Origin of the sequence: Uliginosibacterium gangwonense DSM 18521 (assembly GCF_000373965.1) — a bacterium.
Taxonomy (GTDB): Bacteria; Pseudomonadota; Gammaproteobacteria; order Burkholderiales; family Rhodocyclaceae; genus Uliginosibacterium; species Uliginosibacterium gangwonense.
The window spans coordinates 172,783-185,801 of record NZ_KB892839.1 but is presented as its reverse complement, the minus strand read 5'-3'; the positions used below and the strand labels follow the sequence as shown (position 1 = coordinate 185,801).

Below are 13,019 nucleotides of genomic sequence, written 5' to 3'. Positions count from 1 at the left end.
CGCCAGAAGGTGTATACCTCCTGCGAGATCAACACGAACTTTGCCGAAACCGGGGAAGCCTATCTGGTGGGGCTGGCCGTGACCGACAACCCGGCAAGCCTGGGGACTGAAATGCTGCAATTCTCGGCTCAAGCAACAGTCAATCCGCTGGCCGTCCGTAAAACCCATCCGCATAACCTCTTTAGCTCTGCGGCGGAAACCGTGATGGAATTTGAAGAGATCAGCACCGCCCCCGGTCTGGTTGATCGCATCAAGGCCTTGTTCGCCCACCAATCCCAATCAAGTGATGCGCGTTTCTCGGATGTACAAGGCGCAGTGGAAGTCATCGCCACGCGTGTGGTGGAAGTGGAGACCAAACTCAGCCAATGCGGGGCTGGTGTGGCCAAGGTGGAAGTACTCGCCGCTGCCCATGAAAAGTTGGTCCAGGAATTTACCGCGCTCAAGGTGCAACTCTCAGGCCAGCAAGGCAGCCCTGAACGTCCGCACGCCACCGGTGGCACGGGTGCAATTCAGACCGATTGCTGACATACCCAGGCCGACACCGCCGACCCCGACAGACACCCAAAAATGACAATGGAGAAACACCGCCATGCGTAACGAAACCCGTAAAGTCTTTAATGCCTTCACTTCCCAGGTAGCCACCTTGAATGGTGTGCCCAATGCCGCCGAAAAGTTTGCCGTCACGCCCACCGTGCAGCAGAAGCTGGAAACCAAGATGCAGGAGAGCAGTGCCTTCCTGCAACGGATCAACATCATGGGGGTGACGGAACAATCCGGCCAAATCCTGGGCCTGGGAGTGGGCGGGCCGATTGCTTCCCGTACCGACACCACACAGAAAGAACGGGGCACGCGGGACATCACCACGATGGATGAACGCGGCTATCAATGCGTGCAGACCAACTATGACACGCATCTGACCTATGGCAAGCTCGATGCCTGGGCGAAGTTCCCGGACTTCCAGACCCGCATCCGCGATCTGATCGTCACGCGTCAGGCACTGGACCGCATCATGATCGGCTGGAACGGCGTCCGTGCTGCGGTGGAAACCGATCTGAATGCCAACCCGCTCTTGCAGGATGTGAACAAGGGCTGGTTGCAGCTCATCCGTGAATACCTCGGTGGTGCGCTCTTCATGAAGGAGAGCAAGGCCGGAACCGGAGTGATCAAGGTCGGCAATGGCGTGGATGACAAAGAGGGTTACAAGAATCTGGACGCCCTGGTCATGCACATCGTGAGTGCCTACATCAAACCCTGGCACCGTGAAGACCCGGGTCTGGTGGTGATCATGGGGCGCAATCTGCTGGAAGACAAATACTTCCCGCTGGTCAATCGGGATCAACGCGCCACCGACGTGCTGGCCACCGATGTGCTCATGAGCCAGAAGCGCGTAGGCGGCCTGCAGGCAGTGACTGTGCCCTTCTTCCCGGATAACACATTGATGGTCACGCGCCTGGATAACCTGTCGATCTACTATCAGGAAGGCGGGCGGCGCCGTGCCGTGCTCGATGAGCCCAAGCGCGACCGCATCGCCAACTATGAGTCGAGCAATGATGCCTACGTGGTCGAAAACTACGAGTGCGTCGCCGCCGCTGAAAACATCCAGATCATTCCTGATCCGGTGACACCGGCTGCCACCACCAGCGCCACGGCCGCAACGGGTGCCTGATGATCAACCACGCCAAAGCCCATATGGAGCGCTGCTTGGCCGCCCTGGCGGCCCAGCAGGGCGTGGCCAACGCCCGCCACCACGCGACCGGTTACGAGTTGATGCTCGCCAAGCTGGATGAAGACCGGCGGCGCCTGCATCAGATTCAATCCACCCAACGCAAAATCGCGGTCAAGCGCGAACTCTTGCCCGAGTATGCCGCCTGGGTGGAAGGGGTACTCGCCGGAAAATCCGGGGTGCAAGATGATGTGTTCATGATGGTGATGCTCTGGCAGATCGATGTGGCCGACTTTGCTTCTGCCTTGACACTTGCCCGCTATGCGCTCGCCCACAAACTCGTGATGCCGGAACGCTTCAAGAGAAGCACGGCCTGCCTGATCGCGGAAGAAATGGCAGAAACCACCCTACGGGCCAGCACAGTCGATCAGGCCAAGTATGCCGAATGCTTGGCGGACTGCATGGCCTTGACCGCCAGTGAAGACATGCCCGATGAGGTACGCGCCACGCTTCACAAGGCGGCGGCCTATGCCATGCTGGCACAGAAGAAGGTGACGCCGGATCGATTGCGGCAGTGTCTCGCGTGGTTGCAGCGTGCCTTGCAACTCTATGAACGCGTGGGCGTGAAAAAGGACATTGAGCGGATTGAACGCGAATTGAAGAACCTGGACGCTTCAGGCTGACCGCCTGAGTCTCCACACCGGGCGCACCCCGCACCTGGGCGGCTCAGGGCGAAGGTGGAGACATGGCTTGCCATCCTCAAAACCTTCTGCCCTGACCACCGCCCCCCATAGACACCCACTCACACCCCACTGCCAGCACACAACAAGAAAGGCTGAACGGATATGACAACAGGAAATCCCCTTGGCACAGGTGCCAATCCCTTTAGCGGGAACGCGAACCCCTTCGGTTCAAGCCCCGTCGTCAGTGTGGGCGCAGACCCTGCGGGTGTATCGGGTGGGGTGATTGATACCGGCCCTTTCTGGCCTGTCGTTGATCCACGCCAAGCGCGTCTGGCCATGCGCCTGGATGGCAACGTGATCGAAGAACGCTTGCGGGCGTCCCTCGTGGAAGCGGTGATATCGGCCATTGAAACGCTTTCCGACTGGAAGTTTGCCCGCCTTGCTGAAGGCTTCACCGCGCTGGCCCAAGTGCCTGCCCCCCAGGTGGATGGCGAATCCATCCATGTGCATCGCTTTTTGCGTGCAGTGCATTGCATGGCGGCGGCCAATCTGGCGGAACGTTACCGGGGGATGGATGCCACCGGGGCCGGAGCGCGTCATGCGGAACTGGTGGAGTCCCCCATTGAGGATTTGCGCCGCGATGCAGCTTGGGCACTCTCGGATATTCAGGGGCGTGGGCGAACGACGGTGGAGTTGATTTAGTGATTGCCACGGCCCGCCAAGGCGAAACACTGGACGCTCTGTGCTGGCGCATGTATGGCGCCACGGCGGGCTATGTCGAACAGATTTTAGTGGATAACCCCGGCATTGCCGCCTTGGGGCCGTTTCTCCCTCATGGCACCCAGGTGGTGATGCCTGACCCGGCTACCTCCACCACAGCAAACACGAAGACCACGGCAGCCACGGTCAACCTTTGGGATTGAAAGACTATGACAACATCAAACACCACTTTGGCGAGCTACGGCACCAGTGTATTTCTCACCCTCAAGGGGCTGTATCAATCTGCCTCCGATGCTTGGGCCGGTATGCCATTGGAAAGCAAGATTGGCGTGGCCCTGGGGGTCGGCACCTTTGCCATTAACTGGTACTACAAGCGTCGGCGGGATCAGCGCGAAGTGGTGGCCCTGACTTCAGGACGGCTTGTGGAGATTGTGACTGGCACCGGGAAGGGCATCAGCGATGACGACTAAGCGCACCCTGGCCACCGTGGTGGGGGCCGCTGCTGCGGCCATGCTTGTCACCCTCATTCCGCAGGAAGAAGGCGTCTGCCAAGTGGGCTACCGTGACCCGCTGGGCATTCCCACCAAATGCATGGGGGATACGCATGATGTGGTGGTCGGCAAGCCCTACACCGCAGCTCAATGCAAAGCGAGCATGGAGCAAGCCTTGATCACCCATTGCGGCCCGGTGGTGGAGTCGGCCCCGGCCCTCAAAACACATCCCTTTGCGCTGGCGGCGGCCTGCTCCTTCACCTACAACGCGGGGGTAGGCGCCTGGACGCATTCAGACGCCTACCAGCATGCCAAGCAGGGCCAATGGGCGGATATGTGCCGTGCCCTACAAATTGATGACAAGGGGCGCGCCATCTTTGTGACCGGGCGGGATCGCCGCACCGGGCAACGCATCCGCCTGGAAGGCTTAGTGAAGCGCCGTGCGCTGGAGCGCCTGATCTGCGAATCAGGCATCAGCAACCCCCAACCTTGGCAGCCCACCCCGGCAACCCGCACAGAGTTCAATCAACTGATGCGCGACTACGCCCAGGAAGCCGCCCGCCCGGAATACAACCTGATGGACATCGCACCATGAATATCAAACAATTTCCTATCTTCAATTTCCAGATAAAACCCATCTCGATTGCACTCAATTTATTACTCATTTCGAGTATTTGCCTCTTTGTTTATGTAGTTTTCAAGACTTCTGCTCCCCAGCCAGAAAACACCGCGCCTGCTGCCGCCCAATCCCAGGCCGATGGCAGCCTGATCCTGGCACGTACCCCACCCCCCACATCGGATGCCTTGCCCCCTGCCCCGCATGTAATCCCCAAGGGCGCAGTAGAAGAACGGCGTATCTCGGTGACGGTCAAGCCACACCCCCTGCCCGCTAAAATCACCACTCCGCCAGTAGATCAATCCAGCGCCCAGCCAGCCCAGGCCGATTGCGCCCCGGTCACGGTAGATTTGTCATTGATCCGCCAGAACGGTGGGCGGCGCGTGATCGCATCCAGCCCGGACGGCATCGTCATCGGTGGCCTGGATATCCCGATTGAGTCGGCCTTGTTGCCTGCCTCCCACCCCTGGGCCGCTGGCCTGAGTGTGGGGCACGATAAAAGCCCTGGCGTGTGGCTGGAGCGTGACCTAGGCCGTATCCGCCTGGGAGCTGAAGCCTTGCGCGAACAATCCGGCACCTTACAGGCGCGCTTGCGTGTCGGGTGGAGTTGGTAGGCCATGATCAAGCCCGCGAGCCTGCGTGAAGCACTGCTGCATGCCAATCCGCATATGAGCACGGCGCCAGAAAGATTTGCGCTCTTCATTGATGAAGGCGAAGTGCATGCCACCTTGAGCCGCGCCCAGGGCTGGCGCTATCAATACAATCTGAATATCGTCTTGGTAGATTTTGCAGGCCACCCGGATAGTCTCTTTGCGCCTTTGCTTGCCTGGGTGGCCACGCATCAACCCGACCTGCTGCAAAACCCGGATCGCTCCAAGATCAGCTTTGAGGTGGAGATCCTCAACGATCAAACCTATGACATCGCTATCAAGCTGAAACTCACAGAATCGGTCGTGATCAGTACAGCGGATGGAAAAGCAGACGGCCCACTCATGGCCCAGCATATGCCAGAACCGGTCATTGAAGGCATGGAAGCGGCTGGCGCAGGCTGGGAACTCTACCTGCATGGAGTTGAGACGGATTGGCCCATCACCGACCCGGACGCGGTGAAACTGCCATGAGTGATGAACTTGCCCCCCTGGAAGCGAGCCTTGCGGGCTTGATCGCCCACACCAGTGATACGGCCCGGCGCCAGATGGCCCGCGAGTTGGCCAGCAAACTACGCACTACCCAGGCTAAACGGATTGCCACCCAACAGAACCCGGACGGCAGCCCCTACGCCCCGCGTACCTCCCGCCTTGCCCCACAGGGGCGCATCCGTGCGAAACTCACAGCCCGCAAAAAACGCGGCCAGATGTTCAAGAAGCTGCGCACCACCAAGTACCTCAAAGTTGAGGCCAACCCCAATGCAGCCACCATCACCTTCAAAGGCCCGGTACAGGCCATGGCCCGCGTGCATCAGTTTGGCTTGAAGGACAGAGTCAGCCGAAGACTTGGGGCACTCACCGTCAAGTATCCCGCCCGGCAACTATTGGGGATCACGCAAGCAGAGCGTGCTGCGGTGGAAAACATCATCGTGGAGCATCTGGCGAAGTAACCACTACCACATACAGACACCCCCAAGCCAATATGTGACATTGATCACAGTTTCTTGGGTAGGAGGCTACACATGACGTTTGGGCGGGGGTATGCTGTTCGGAAAGTACTTAATGCTCGGAGCGGCTGTTATGCGCGTGATCATGTCCGTGACAAGCTTCAGTTAAAAATTCAACATCAGTCAAGGCTTAGGTCACCAAAACTCTCTATCCAAATTTATCGTGAGTACCACTTGTTTATGCGCGATCTACGATTTCTGCTGAAGTCCCACTACACTCGAAGCCGAGCACTTGTAATCGGAATTGACAACTACCTCAATGCTCCACCACTCGCGTACGCGGTAAGCGATGCAGAAGAATTTTGCCAAACACTTATTGAGTCACTAGGTTTTAAACCCGATGATATCAATTACTTGATTAACGAAAACGCAACTCGGCAAGAAATCCTAAAAGCGTTTCTAAGATTCTCGCGGGAAGATATTGATGTAGACGAAAAATTAATCATTTTCTATGCGGGGCACGGGTACACTCGTCAGGGGTCTCGTGGCGATATAGGATTCTTAGTACCACACGATGCTGACATATCCGACTATTCGACACTTATTCGCTGGGACGATTTGACAAAAAACTCTGAACTCATCAGAGCCAAGCACATTCTGTTCATCATGGATGCATGCTATGGAGGGTTAGCACTAATTAGAAACGTAGGTCCAGGTGGAGCCAGATTCCTGCAAGACATGATGCGCAGGCATTCTCGCCAAGTACTCACCGCAGGGAAGGCTAATGAAGTCGTCTCAGATTCCGGCGGCCCGATCCCAAATCACTCGGTTTTCACTGGTCATTTACTCGAAGGAATGCGTGGAAAAGCAGCTACGGAAGACGGGGTGATTACAGCTGCAGGACTCATGTCCTACGTATACAACAGAGTAGCCACTGACAAAAATTCAAACCAGACTCCACACTACGGCCACTTCGATGGCGATGGCGATCTCATATTAGTGCCACCCGATTTCCCATCGACAGAAGAGTCTGAAGCTCACAACGATGACCGTCTAATAAGTATCCCTTTCGCAACAGAGGCTCCAGAAGACGAAGGGACACTTGAAAAGATAAAACAGGCGAAAAAACTTCTTTCGAGTGACTCAAGCTCCATTGAACTGCATGACCTTGCTACAAACGAGGTTCGACGATTCCTATCACTTACATCTGAGGATAATTTTCCAGTTGAGGGGCATTTCACGCAGGAAGAGATGCTTGATCGAATCAGTAAATACGAAGACTCTATCGAGGATTTGTCTTTGCTCCTTGCGTGTATATCATATTGGGGCAAGTCATTTCACACCAATACGATGCAAAAATGCATCGCTCGCTCAAGTGACCGTCTAGAAACCCGTAGCGGCCTTAGCATCTGGATAAAGCTTCGATGGTATCCATTACTTTTGGAGCTATATACAGCAGGCATCGCTTCAATAGAAGCAAAACGATACGACAATCTTTGCGCTATTTTCTATACACAACTTCCTGCGAGCGACAGCCGCAATAGAAGCGAAATTTTCGTCGAAGCCATAGCTGACGAACTTGACAATTTCAATCTGAACAAAGTATTCGCTAATATCCCAGGTCACGAAAGACACTACACCCCACACAGCGAATATCTATTTAACCTTCTTCAACCAAAGCTGGATGATACTTTCTTTATTGGTAAAAATTATGAGNCAGTCTTCGATGAATTTGAAGTTCTATTTGCTATCGCAACATGCGACATAAACTTAGAGAAAAGGGGAAGTGGCTGGGGGCCTATAGGTCGATTTGGATGGAAACTACATCACAGAGGAAGCGATCCGCTTACCAAAATCATCAACGACGCCAATTTTCATAAGGAGTCCTGGCCACCGTTGAAAGCGGGGATGTTCGGAGGGGATTTTAGGAGATTTACCTCGGCGGCAAACGTGCTAAAAAGCAAAGTATCAGGCTTAAATTGGTTCTAACAAAAACACTCAAAGACATTCAAAACACGCACATTAAAATTATCTGCACCTCCCACGCCACACAAGACAAGCATTATTAAACATTCACCATGCCTTCAAGTACTCCACTTCTATTTTCAATCACACAACAAGTCATTAAGGAGACTGAACGACAGCTACTAGCAGCCCGGTCGTTTGGAAAAATCCCAGACATGGTAATTCGGACCATACTGCATCCTGTTCCTTTTTTATTTATTGGAGTCTCCGAGCTATTCAAACCAGTCTCAAAGTGGGCTTTTATTTGCTTCGTCGCACTAGCTCTGTGCTCTATTGTTATGTCAGGCCAAGATGTGCCGAAAGAAGCAAAATCATTCATATTTTCTTCTAGCATTATCATTCCAATGATTTTGGTGATCTTTGCACCGCCAAGCACGTTCGTATTTGACTCTATCAAAGACAATCAAATTTCTTCTCTTTCAGAATTTATTGAGTCTTTGGGATTTAGTAGCGAAGATGAGTTAAAGCACCTAGAAGACAACATCTCAGATATTTCCGAAAGAGCCTTCGCAAGAATAAAGTCCCTACAGTGGATTATTGCAACGGCGTGGGCCGTATATCTATACGCAGTCAATCAAATCATCAACATAACGCTAAAATTTGCGCCCGAACAATTTCAAAAAATGCTATCTGAGAACTTCTTAAGCTCTATTTTTCTTTTCACGCTGTTTCTATTTAGCATTCTGGTCATCGTGAGCTACAAGAAAGGACATGATGCAGTCTTCAGGCGGGTGCACTTTGCCATTCAGGAATTGAAATTTCAATTCAGTCTCAACAATGGCGTCGAGGCGTAATTCCAAAAGGAATAGCTTTGTCGTTCTACGCAACCCTACAACACCCACCGCGCGACACCTGACCTTGTGCTTGGCATCCTATCTGCATGGATGCCAATACCCCCAACGCCGAATTCTCCGACCTGCTGCGCCGCTTTGAGAACCTGATCCGTACCGGCTCAGTCTTTGCGGTGCAGCACGCCAAGCCGCCCCGCGTGCGGGTGCGATCTGGCGCGGGGGCGTCTGCACTTGAAACCACCTGGTTGCCCTGGGTGGAATTACGCGGTGGAACGACCCGCACCTGGAACCCGCCCACGAAAGGCGAGCAGGTCATCGTGCTGTGCCCAAGCGGTGATCCGACCTTGGGCGTGGTGATCCCTGCGCTCAATTCCGATGGCATTCCGCCCCCGGATGACTCCCCCTCTACGCACGTCACCGAGTACCCCGACGGGGCGCGGGTAAGTTACGACCATGCGGCGGGGCATCTGGAAATCTCCGGTATCAAAACCCTGTCCATCATTGCCAGCAAGAAAGTCTTGGTCGATGTACCGGAAACCGAATTTACGGGGAATGTCACGATCGGCGGCAATCTCTTGGTGAAGGGATTCGCCAAGATCATAGGACTGCTCACCTACATGGCGGGGTTGTCTGGCTCGGGTGGGGGTGCGGGCACGGTCATCTCAGGTCCGGTCAAGCAAACCGGGGGCGACTTTGTGACCGATGGCGATGTCATCGCGGGGAACATCAGCCAGCGTGGCCACACGCACCCTGAGCATGGTACGGGCGGGGGTACGACGGGAGGCCCCCAGTGAGTACCTCCACCGTCATGGCCACCACCGGCATGCACCCTGAAACGGGCCTATCCGTCTCGGGGCTGGCGCATATCCAGATGTGCATCGGCCAGATTCTCAATACGCCCCAGGGTTCCTGTGTGGCCCGGCGTGAATTCGGCTCGCTGCTGCCGTTCATGATTGATGCGCCCTTGAATCCGCTCACCCGTATCCGGGTGGTCGCGGCTTGGACTCGTGTCAATAACTGTACGGCCCCCCGAGTTGGGGAGGCTGAAAACGAAGGGGTGAATGATGAAATCGACCGCTTTGAACCTGCCACTTTCAAGGCAGACCATGACGATTGGGAGCAATACGACCGGGCCGTCGGGTTTTTATACCCCGGTGGCGGTGGTGAGTACCTGGATTAAAGCAGCCCCGCGAGATATCGACGCCCTGATTGGGGCAGTCGGGTTAATCGGCTGCGCGGTGGGAATGGTTTTATCGGTAGTTGAATGGATCGGCGATACAGTTTTTTATCGGAGAGGCAGAATGAGTACTGAAACCAACACGGTTAGCAAAGATATTTTGGACGGTATCGGCATTAAGCTGGTGGAGGCTGTGACTGCTGTTACCAGCATTCCGCCAGATCGGAGGCTGTGGGATAAGAAATCCATCGGCGTGTATTTTGATGTGAGTAGCTCAACGGTCGAGCGCATCATTGCACAGCCGAAATTTCCAAGCGCCATCAAGATCCCGGCAGGGCCACTTCGCTGGAAGGCTGCCGAGATTATGGATTGGGCAGAAAATCAGAATGGGAAGCGTGCTTCTCGCTCGTGATTACCCTATCTGGCCAGCAACCTCACTCATGTCAGTCTGGTAATACACCATCAACATTCTTATGTCCTTGTGCCCGGTAATCCGGGCCAAGGTCAGCACATCCACCTTTTTGGCAAGTCGGCTGGTGGCTTCACGGCGCGTGTCGTGAAAGTGCAGCCCTTCAATCATCGCCCGTGCCTTTCCCTTGCGGAACAGTGCATCGCAGCTTGCCGAAGATACGGTAAAGACCCGCTGTTCATCCCTGCCCTCAAGCAGCTTGAGGATCTCAATGGCGCGGGATGATAAAGGCACCTTATAGCGCGAGCTGATCCATTTTTGGTACGTGGCAGGCGCGCAACCCGCCTTGCGAAATCAACAGTGTCCCAGGTCAGCCCGAGCATTTCCCCTTGACGCATGGCCGTTTCAATCGCCAGCAAAAAGGCGGCGGCGACCTCTTGTGTCTGCGTACCCACCGGCTCTTCATCCCAACCAAGACCAAGGCAGAGCGAATCAATCTCTGCCTGTGCAATCCGTCTCGAGCGGGCTTCCGGCTGACTTGGGCGCCGTACATCACGCAGAGGGTTCTTCAGCAACCAGCGCCACTCGCGCCTGGCTGTTTCAAGAATCGCCCCCAAGAGGTTCATCTCGCGCAGTACAGATCCCGCCGTGACCGATTTGAGCCTTGAATCTCTCCAAATAGAAAGATCATCCGCGCTCAGGTCCGCCAGTTGGGTATCCAGCCACGACATGCTCAGTTCAGAGGGCAGCCCAGTCTTGGAATTGATGCGCCCCATCCACCCGTTTATACGTGTGGCCTCCCATTTGTGCCCACGCTTCTTGGGAGACTCGTCTTCCGAATAACGTGTCAACGCCTCTCGCAAAGTCTTGCGAGGCACGCCGCCACCGGCCAAGTCGGCCAGCTCGCGCTCACGGTCAATCGCCCACTCCCTTGGGACAATCAAGGGGATAATTTTGGGACACTAATGGGATAAATACTAGGGGAAGGTAACAGAAACAAAGAAGCCTCAAACCGGCTAAGAGCCTTGCTACACCTGTATTTGAGGCTTTTTGACCAACAGAAGAAAAAACCGAGAATCACTACTATGGTGCCCAGGAAGGGACTCGAACCCCCACGTATTTCTACGCCAGAACCTAAATCTGGTGCGTCTACCAATTTCGCCACCTGGGCTTGCCGCTGAGTTGCAGCAGAGCCTTTGAATTATAACAGCCTTATCCCTGTTTTGGGAGAGGACTGTTGTGATGCGATATACTGGGGCATGACTTGTTGTCTTGAAATCGTCTGGCCAGATATCCATTGCTCATGATTGCAGAAGAACTTACCCGTTTTGGTATCGATAGCACGCGCAATACCTGCACCCATCCATGGGCGTATGCCAAGGAGATGCTGCAGCGTGTCTCCCGGACCTTTGCGCTGAACATTCGTGTCTTGCCGGGTGTTCGCTTGGGGCGACCAATTTTGTTGGCCTATCTGTTCTGTCGGATGGCAGATACGGTGGAGGACTCTCCCCATCTGCCCGCGCAGGAGAAGGTGCGTCTGCTGGAGCTTTTTGCCCGGATCTTCTCCCACACCCAATTCTCATGGCATGACGCTGCAGCCGCTTTCGTTACCGCCCTGCCCTCTTCCTGGTTGCAGAGCGAAGATGATGAGGAATTTCTTTGTGCACATTGTGCATGGGTGATCGATTTGTACTTTGCCCTCCCCAAGAAAGTGCAGATGCCTATCGAGCAGTGTGTGCGTGAAATGTGCGATGGCATGGGACGTTTTGCCTTGCGGCAGGAAAGTCAAGCGGGCCAGTGGCTGACCATTGAGGACGAAGCAGATCTGGATCAGTACTGCTATTTTGTTGCCGGGGTGGTGGGCAACATGCTTTGTGACTTGTTTTATGCGCAGTCCCCGTTTATCAATAACGCGCGCCACCAACGTATGCGACAACTGGCGGTTTCATTTGGCCTCGGCTTGCAACTGGTCAATATCATCAAAGACGCCATGGAAGATAGCGTCCGGAATGTGTGTTTCATTCCGATGGAATGGCTACGCGAAGAGGGTTTCATGCATCCGGCAGAACTTTTTTCGGCTCAAGCAGACGAAGGAGCAAGACAACGCGTCATGCACAAAATAATCAGCAAAGCGTGGCGCCATCTGCAAGACGCGCTTGACTATACGGTTCTCATCCCCGCCCTAGAGCCCAGACTGCGCCTATTTTGCCAGTGGCCGATGTTGATGGCAGCGGAAACCCTGACGGGGGCTGGCAATGGTACGGTGCTGTTCAAGCCGGACCAAAAACTCAAGATCAGCCGGGCAGATGTCAAGCGCATCATCAGGCAAAGCAGCATGTGGTGCTGGACCAATTCATGGATCAAACGCCGTTTTGCTGCTTTGTCTTCAACCAAAACTGCACAACAATAAACACGTCTGGCTTGCTTTACATTTGGCGCATGGCCTTGCAGCCATAACTCATAGAACAATCCGCACCAATGCATTTTGGTTTATGCATTGGACATACAACCGTTAGCTTGGTTGCGGCCTTGGCTACAGCGGGAGCGCTGGAATGATGTGACGCTGTTGGTGGTGCGGGGGGTGTATGTGGTGGCGTCCTGGGCGGCTGTTCAGAAAGCAATATTTGCGTTGCAGGTTCGATATAGCCTTGTTCAATCAAAGTATCGAATACATCAGGCGGCTCGCCCAATGCCGTGGCACGTTGCTTCAAGGTCAGCAGATCAGTACGCCCATCCACCATAATGAGCACGCTCCGTATCTTTCGGTGCAGGCCAAAACTGTGGCGCTCAATTTCCTCCAATCCCTTTGGCGTTTTTTTGTAGATTACTGCAACCATGTGTCTCCTCCCT

The 13,019-nt window shown here is 54.7% G+C and carries 18 protein-coding genes, 1 tRNA gene and 1 pseudogene; 16 read left to right on the top strand and 4 right to left on the bottom strand.

Annotated elements, in window-relative coordinates:
• From B145_RS25055 to B145_RS0108990, 15 genes are all read left to right on the top strand, one after another.
• The coding region (locus B145_RS25055; protein ID WP_018606794.1) for a capsid scaffolding protein at positions 1–525 on the top strand (525 nt) is incomplete at its 5' end.
• Between the two features lie 64 nt (positions 526–589).
• Positions 590–1,666, top strand: a complete 1,077-nt coding sequence (locus B145_RS0109055; RefSeq protein WP_018606792.1) for a phage major capsid protein, P2 family — start codon at positions 590–592, stop codon at positions 1,664–1,666.
• A complete protein-coding gene (gene gpM, locus B145_RS0109050; protein ID WP_018606790.1) occupies positions 1,666–2,346 on the top strand; it encodes a phage terminase small subunit in 681 nt (226 codons plus the stop codon). The genes B145_RS0109055 and gpM overlap by 1 nt, the downstream gene beginning before the upstream one ends.
• Before the next feature lie 162 nt (positions 2,347–2,508).
• Positions 2,509–3,048, top strand: coding sequence for a head completion/stabilization protein (locus B145_RS0109045; RefSeq protein ID WP_018606789.1), 540 nt, complete (start codon positions 2,509–2,511; stop codon positions 3,046–3,048).
• Positions 3,048–3,269, top strand: a complete 222-nt coding sequence (locus B145_RS0109040) for a tail protein X (RefSeq protein ID WP_018606788.1) — start codon at positions 3,048–3,050, stop codon at positions 3,267–3,269. Before B145_RS0109045 ends, B145_RS0109040 begins: the two co-directional genes overlap by 1 nt.
• Positions 3,270–3,275: 6 nt before the next feature.
• Positions 3,276–3,536 (top strand): phage holin family protein, encoded by a 261-nt coding sequence (locus tag B145_RS0109035; protein ID WP_018606787.1) that lies wholly within the window; start codon positions 3,276–3,278, stop codon positions 3,534–3,536.
• Complete coding sequence (locus B145_RS25050; RefSeq protein ID WP_018606786.1) at positions 3,526–4,152, top strand: glycoside hydrolase family protein; 627 nt, start codon at positions 3,526–3,528, stop codon at positions 4,150–4,152. The genes B145_RS0109035 and B145_RS25050 overlap by 11 nt, the downstream gene beginning before the upstream one ends.
• Positions 4,149–4,787 (top strand): hypothetical protein, encoded by a 639-nt coding sequence (locus B145_RS0109025; RefSeq protein ID WP_018606785.1) that lies wholly within the window; start codon positions 4,149–4,151, stop codon positions 4,785–4,787. Before B145_RS25050 ends, B145_RS0109025 begins: the two co-directional genes overlap by 4 nt.
• A gap of 3 nt (positions 4,788–4,790) precedes the next feature.
• Positions 4,791–5,294 (top strand): phage tail protein, encoded by a 504-nt coding sequence (locus B145_RS0109020; RefSeq protein ID WP_018606784.1) that lies wholly within the window; start codon positions 4,791–4,793, stop codon positions 5,292–5,294.
• A complete protein-coding gene (locus B145_RS0109015) occupies positions 5,291–5,770 on the top strand; it encodes a phage virion morphogenesis protein (protein WP_018606783.1) in 480 nt (159 codons plus the stop codon). Before B145_RS0109020 ends, B145_RS0109015 begins: the two co-directional genes overlap by 4 nt.
• Before the next feature lie 72 nt (positions 5,771–5,842).
• Positions 5,843–7,756 (top strand): caspase family protein, encoded by a 1,914-nt coding sequence (locus B145_RS0109010; protein WP_018606782.1) that lies wholly within the window; start codon positions 5,843–5,845, stop codon positions 7,754–7,756.
• 191 nt (positions 7,757–7,947) lie between these two features.
• A complete protein-coding gene (locus tag B145_RS0109005) occupies positions 7,948–8,586 on the top strand; it encodes a hypothetical protein (protein WP_018606781.1) in 639 nt (212 codons plus the stop codon).
• An 86-nt stretch (positions 8,587–8,672) separates the two neighbouring features.
• The gene (locus tag B145_RS0109000) at positions 8,673–9,377 is read left to right on the top strand and encodes a phage baseplate assembly protein V (protein ID WP_018606780.1); all 705 of its coding nucleotides are present in this window, start codon (positions 8,673–8,675) and stop codon (positions 9,375–9,377) included.
• The gene (locus tag B145_RS29055; RefSeq protein ID WP_018606779.1) at positions 9,374–9,763 is read left to right on the top strand and encodes a GPW/gp25 family protein; all 390 of its coding nucleotides are present in this window, start codon (positions 9,374–9,376) and stop codon (positions 9,761–9,763) included. Before B145_RS0109000 ends, B145_RS29055 begins: the two co-directional genes overlap by 4 nt.
• A gap of 121 nt (positions 9,764–9,884) precedes the next feature.
• Positions 9,885–10,172, top strand: a complete 288-nt coding sequence (locus tag B145_RS0108990; RefSeq protein ID WP_018606778.1) for a helix-turn-helix transcriptional regulator — start codon at positions 9,885–9,887, stop codon at positions 10,170–10,172.
• On the opposite strand, the gene B145_RS29320 is transcribed toward B145_RS0108990, so the two are convergent.
• From B145_RS29320 to B145_RS0108980, 3 genes and pseudogenes are all read right to left on the bottom strand, one after another.
• Entirely contained in the window at positions 10,173–10,463 is a 291-nt protein-coding gene (locus B145_RS29320; protein WP_086010489.1) for a tyrosine-type recombinase/integrase, read from the bottom strand.
• 14 nt (positions 10,464–10,477) lie between these two features.
• Positions 10,478–10,795 (bottom strand): annotated as a pseudogene (locus B145_RS29625) (tyrosine-type recombinase/integrase); the annotation flags it as partial.
• Positions 10,796–11,255: 460 nt separating this feature from the next.
• A tRNA-Leu gene (locus B145_RS0108980) sits at positions 11,256–11,340 on the bottom strand.
• 132 nt (positions 11,341–11,472) lie between these two features.
• Between B145_RS0108980 and B145_RS25035 the strand changes: the two genes are divergently transcribed.
• Positions 11,473–12,579: a phytoene/squalene synthase family protein gene (locus tag B145_RS25035; RefSeq protein WP_018606777.1), complete on the top strand. Its 1,107-nt coding sequence runs from the start codon at positions 11,473–11,475 to the stop codon at positions 12,577–12,579.
• A 16-nt stretch (positions 12,580–12,595) separates the two neighbouring features.
• Here B145_RS25035 and B145_RS27390 read toward each other — a convergent pair whose 3' ends face one another.
• Entirely contained in the window at positions 12,596–13,006 is a 411-nt protein-coding gene (locus tag B145_RS27390) for a hypothetical protein (protein ID WP_018606776.1), read from the bottom strand.
• Positions 13,007–13,019: the final 13 nt, after the last annotated feature.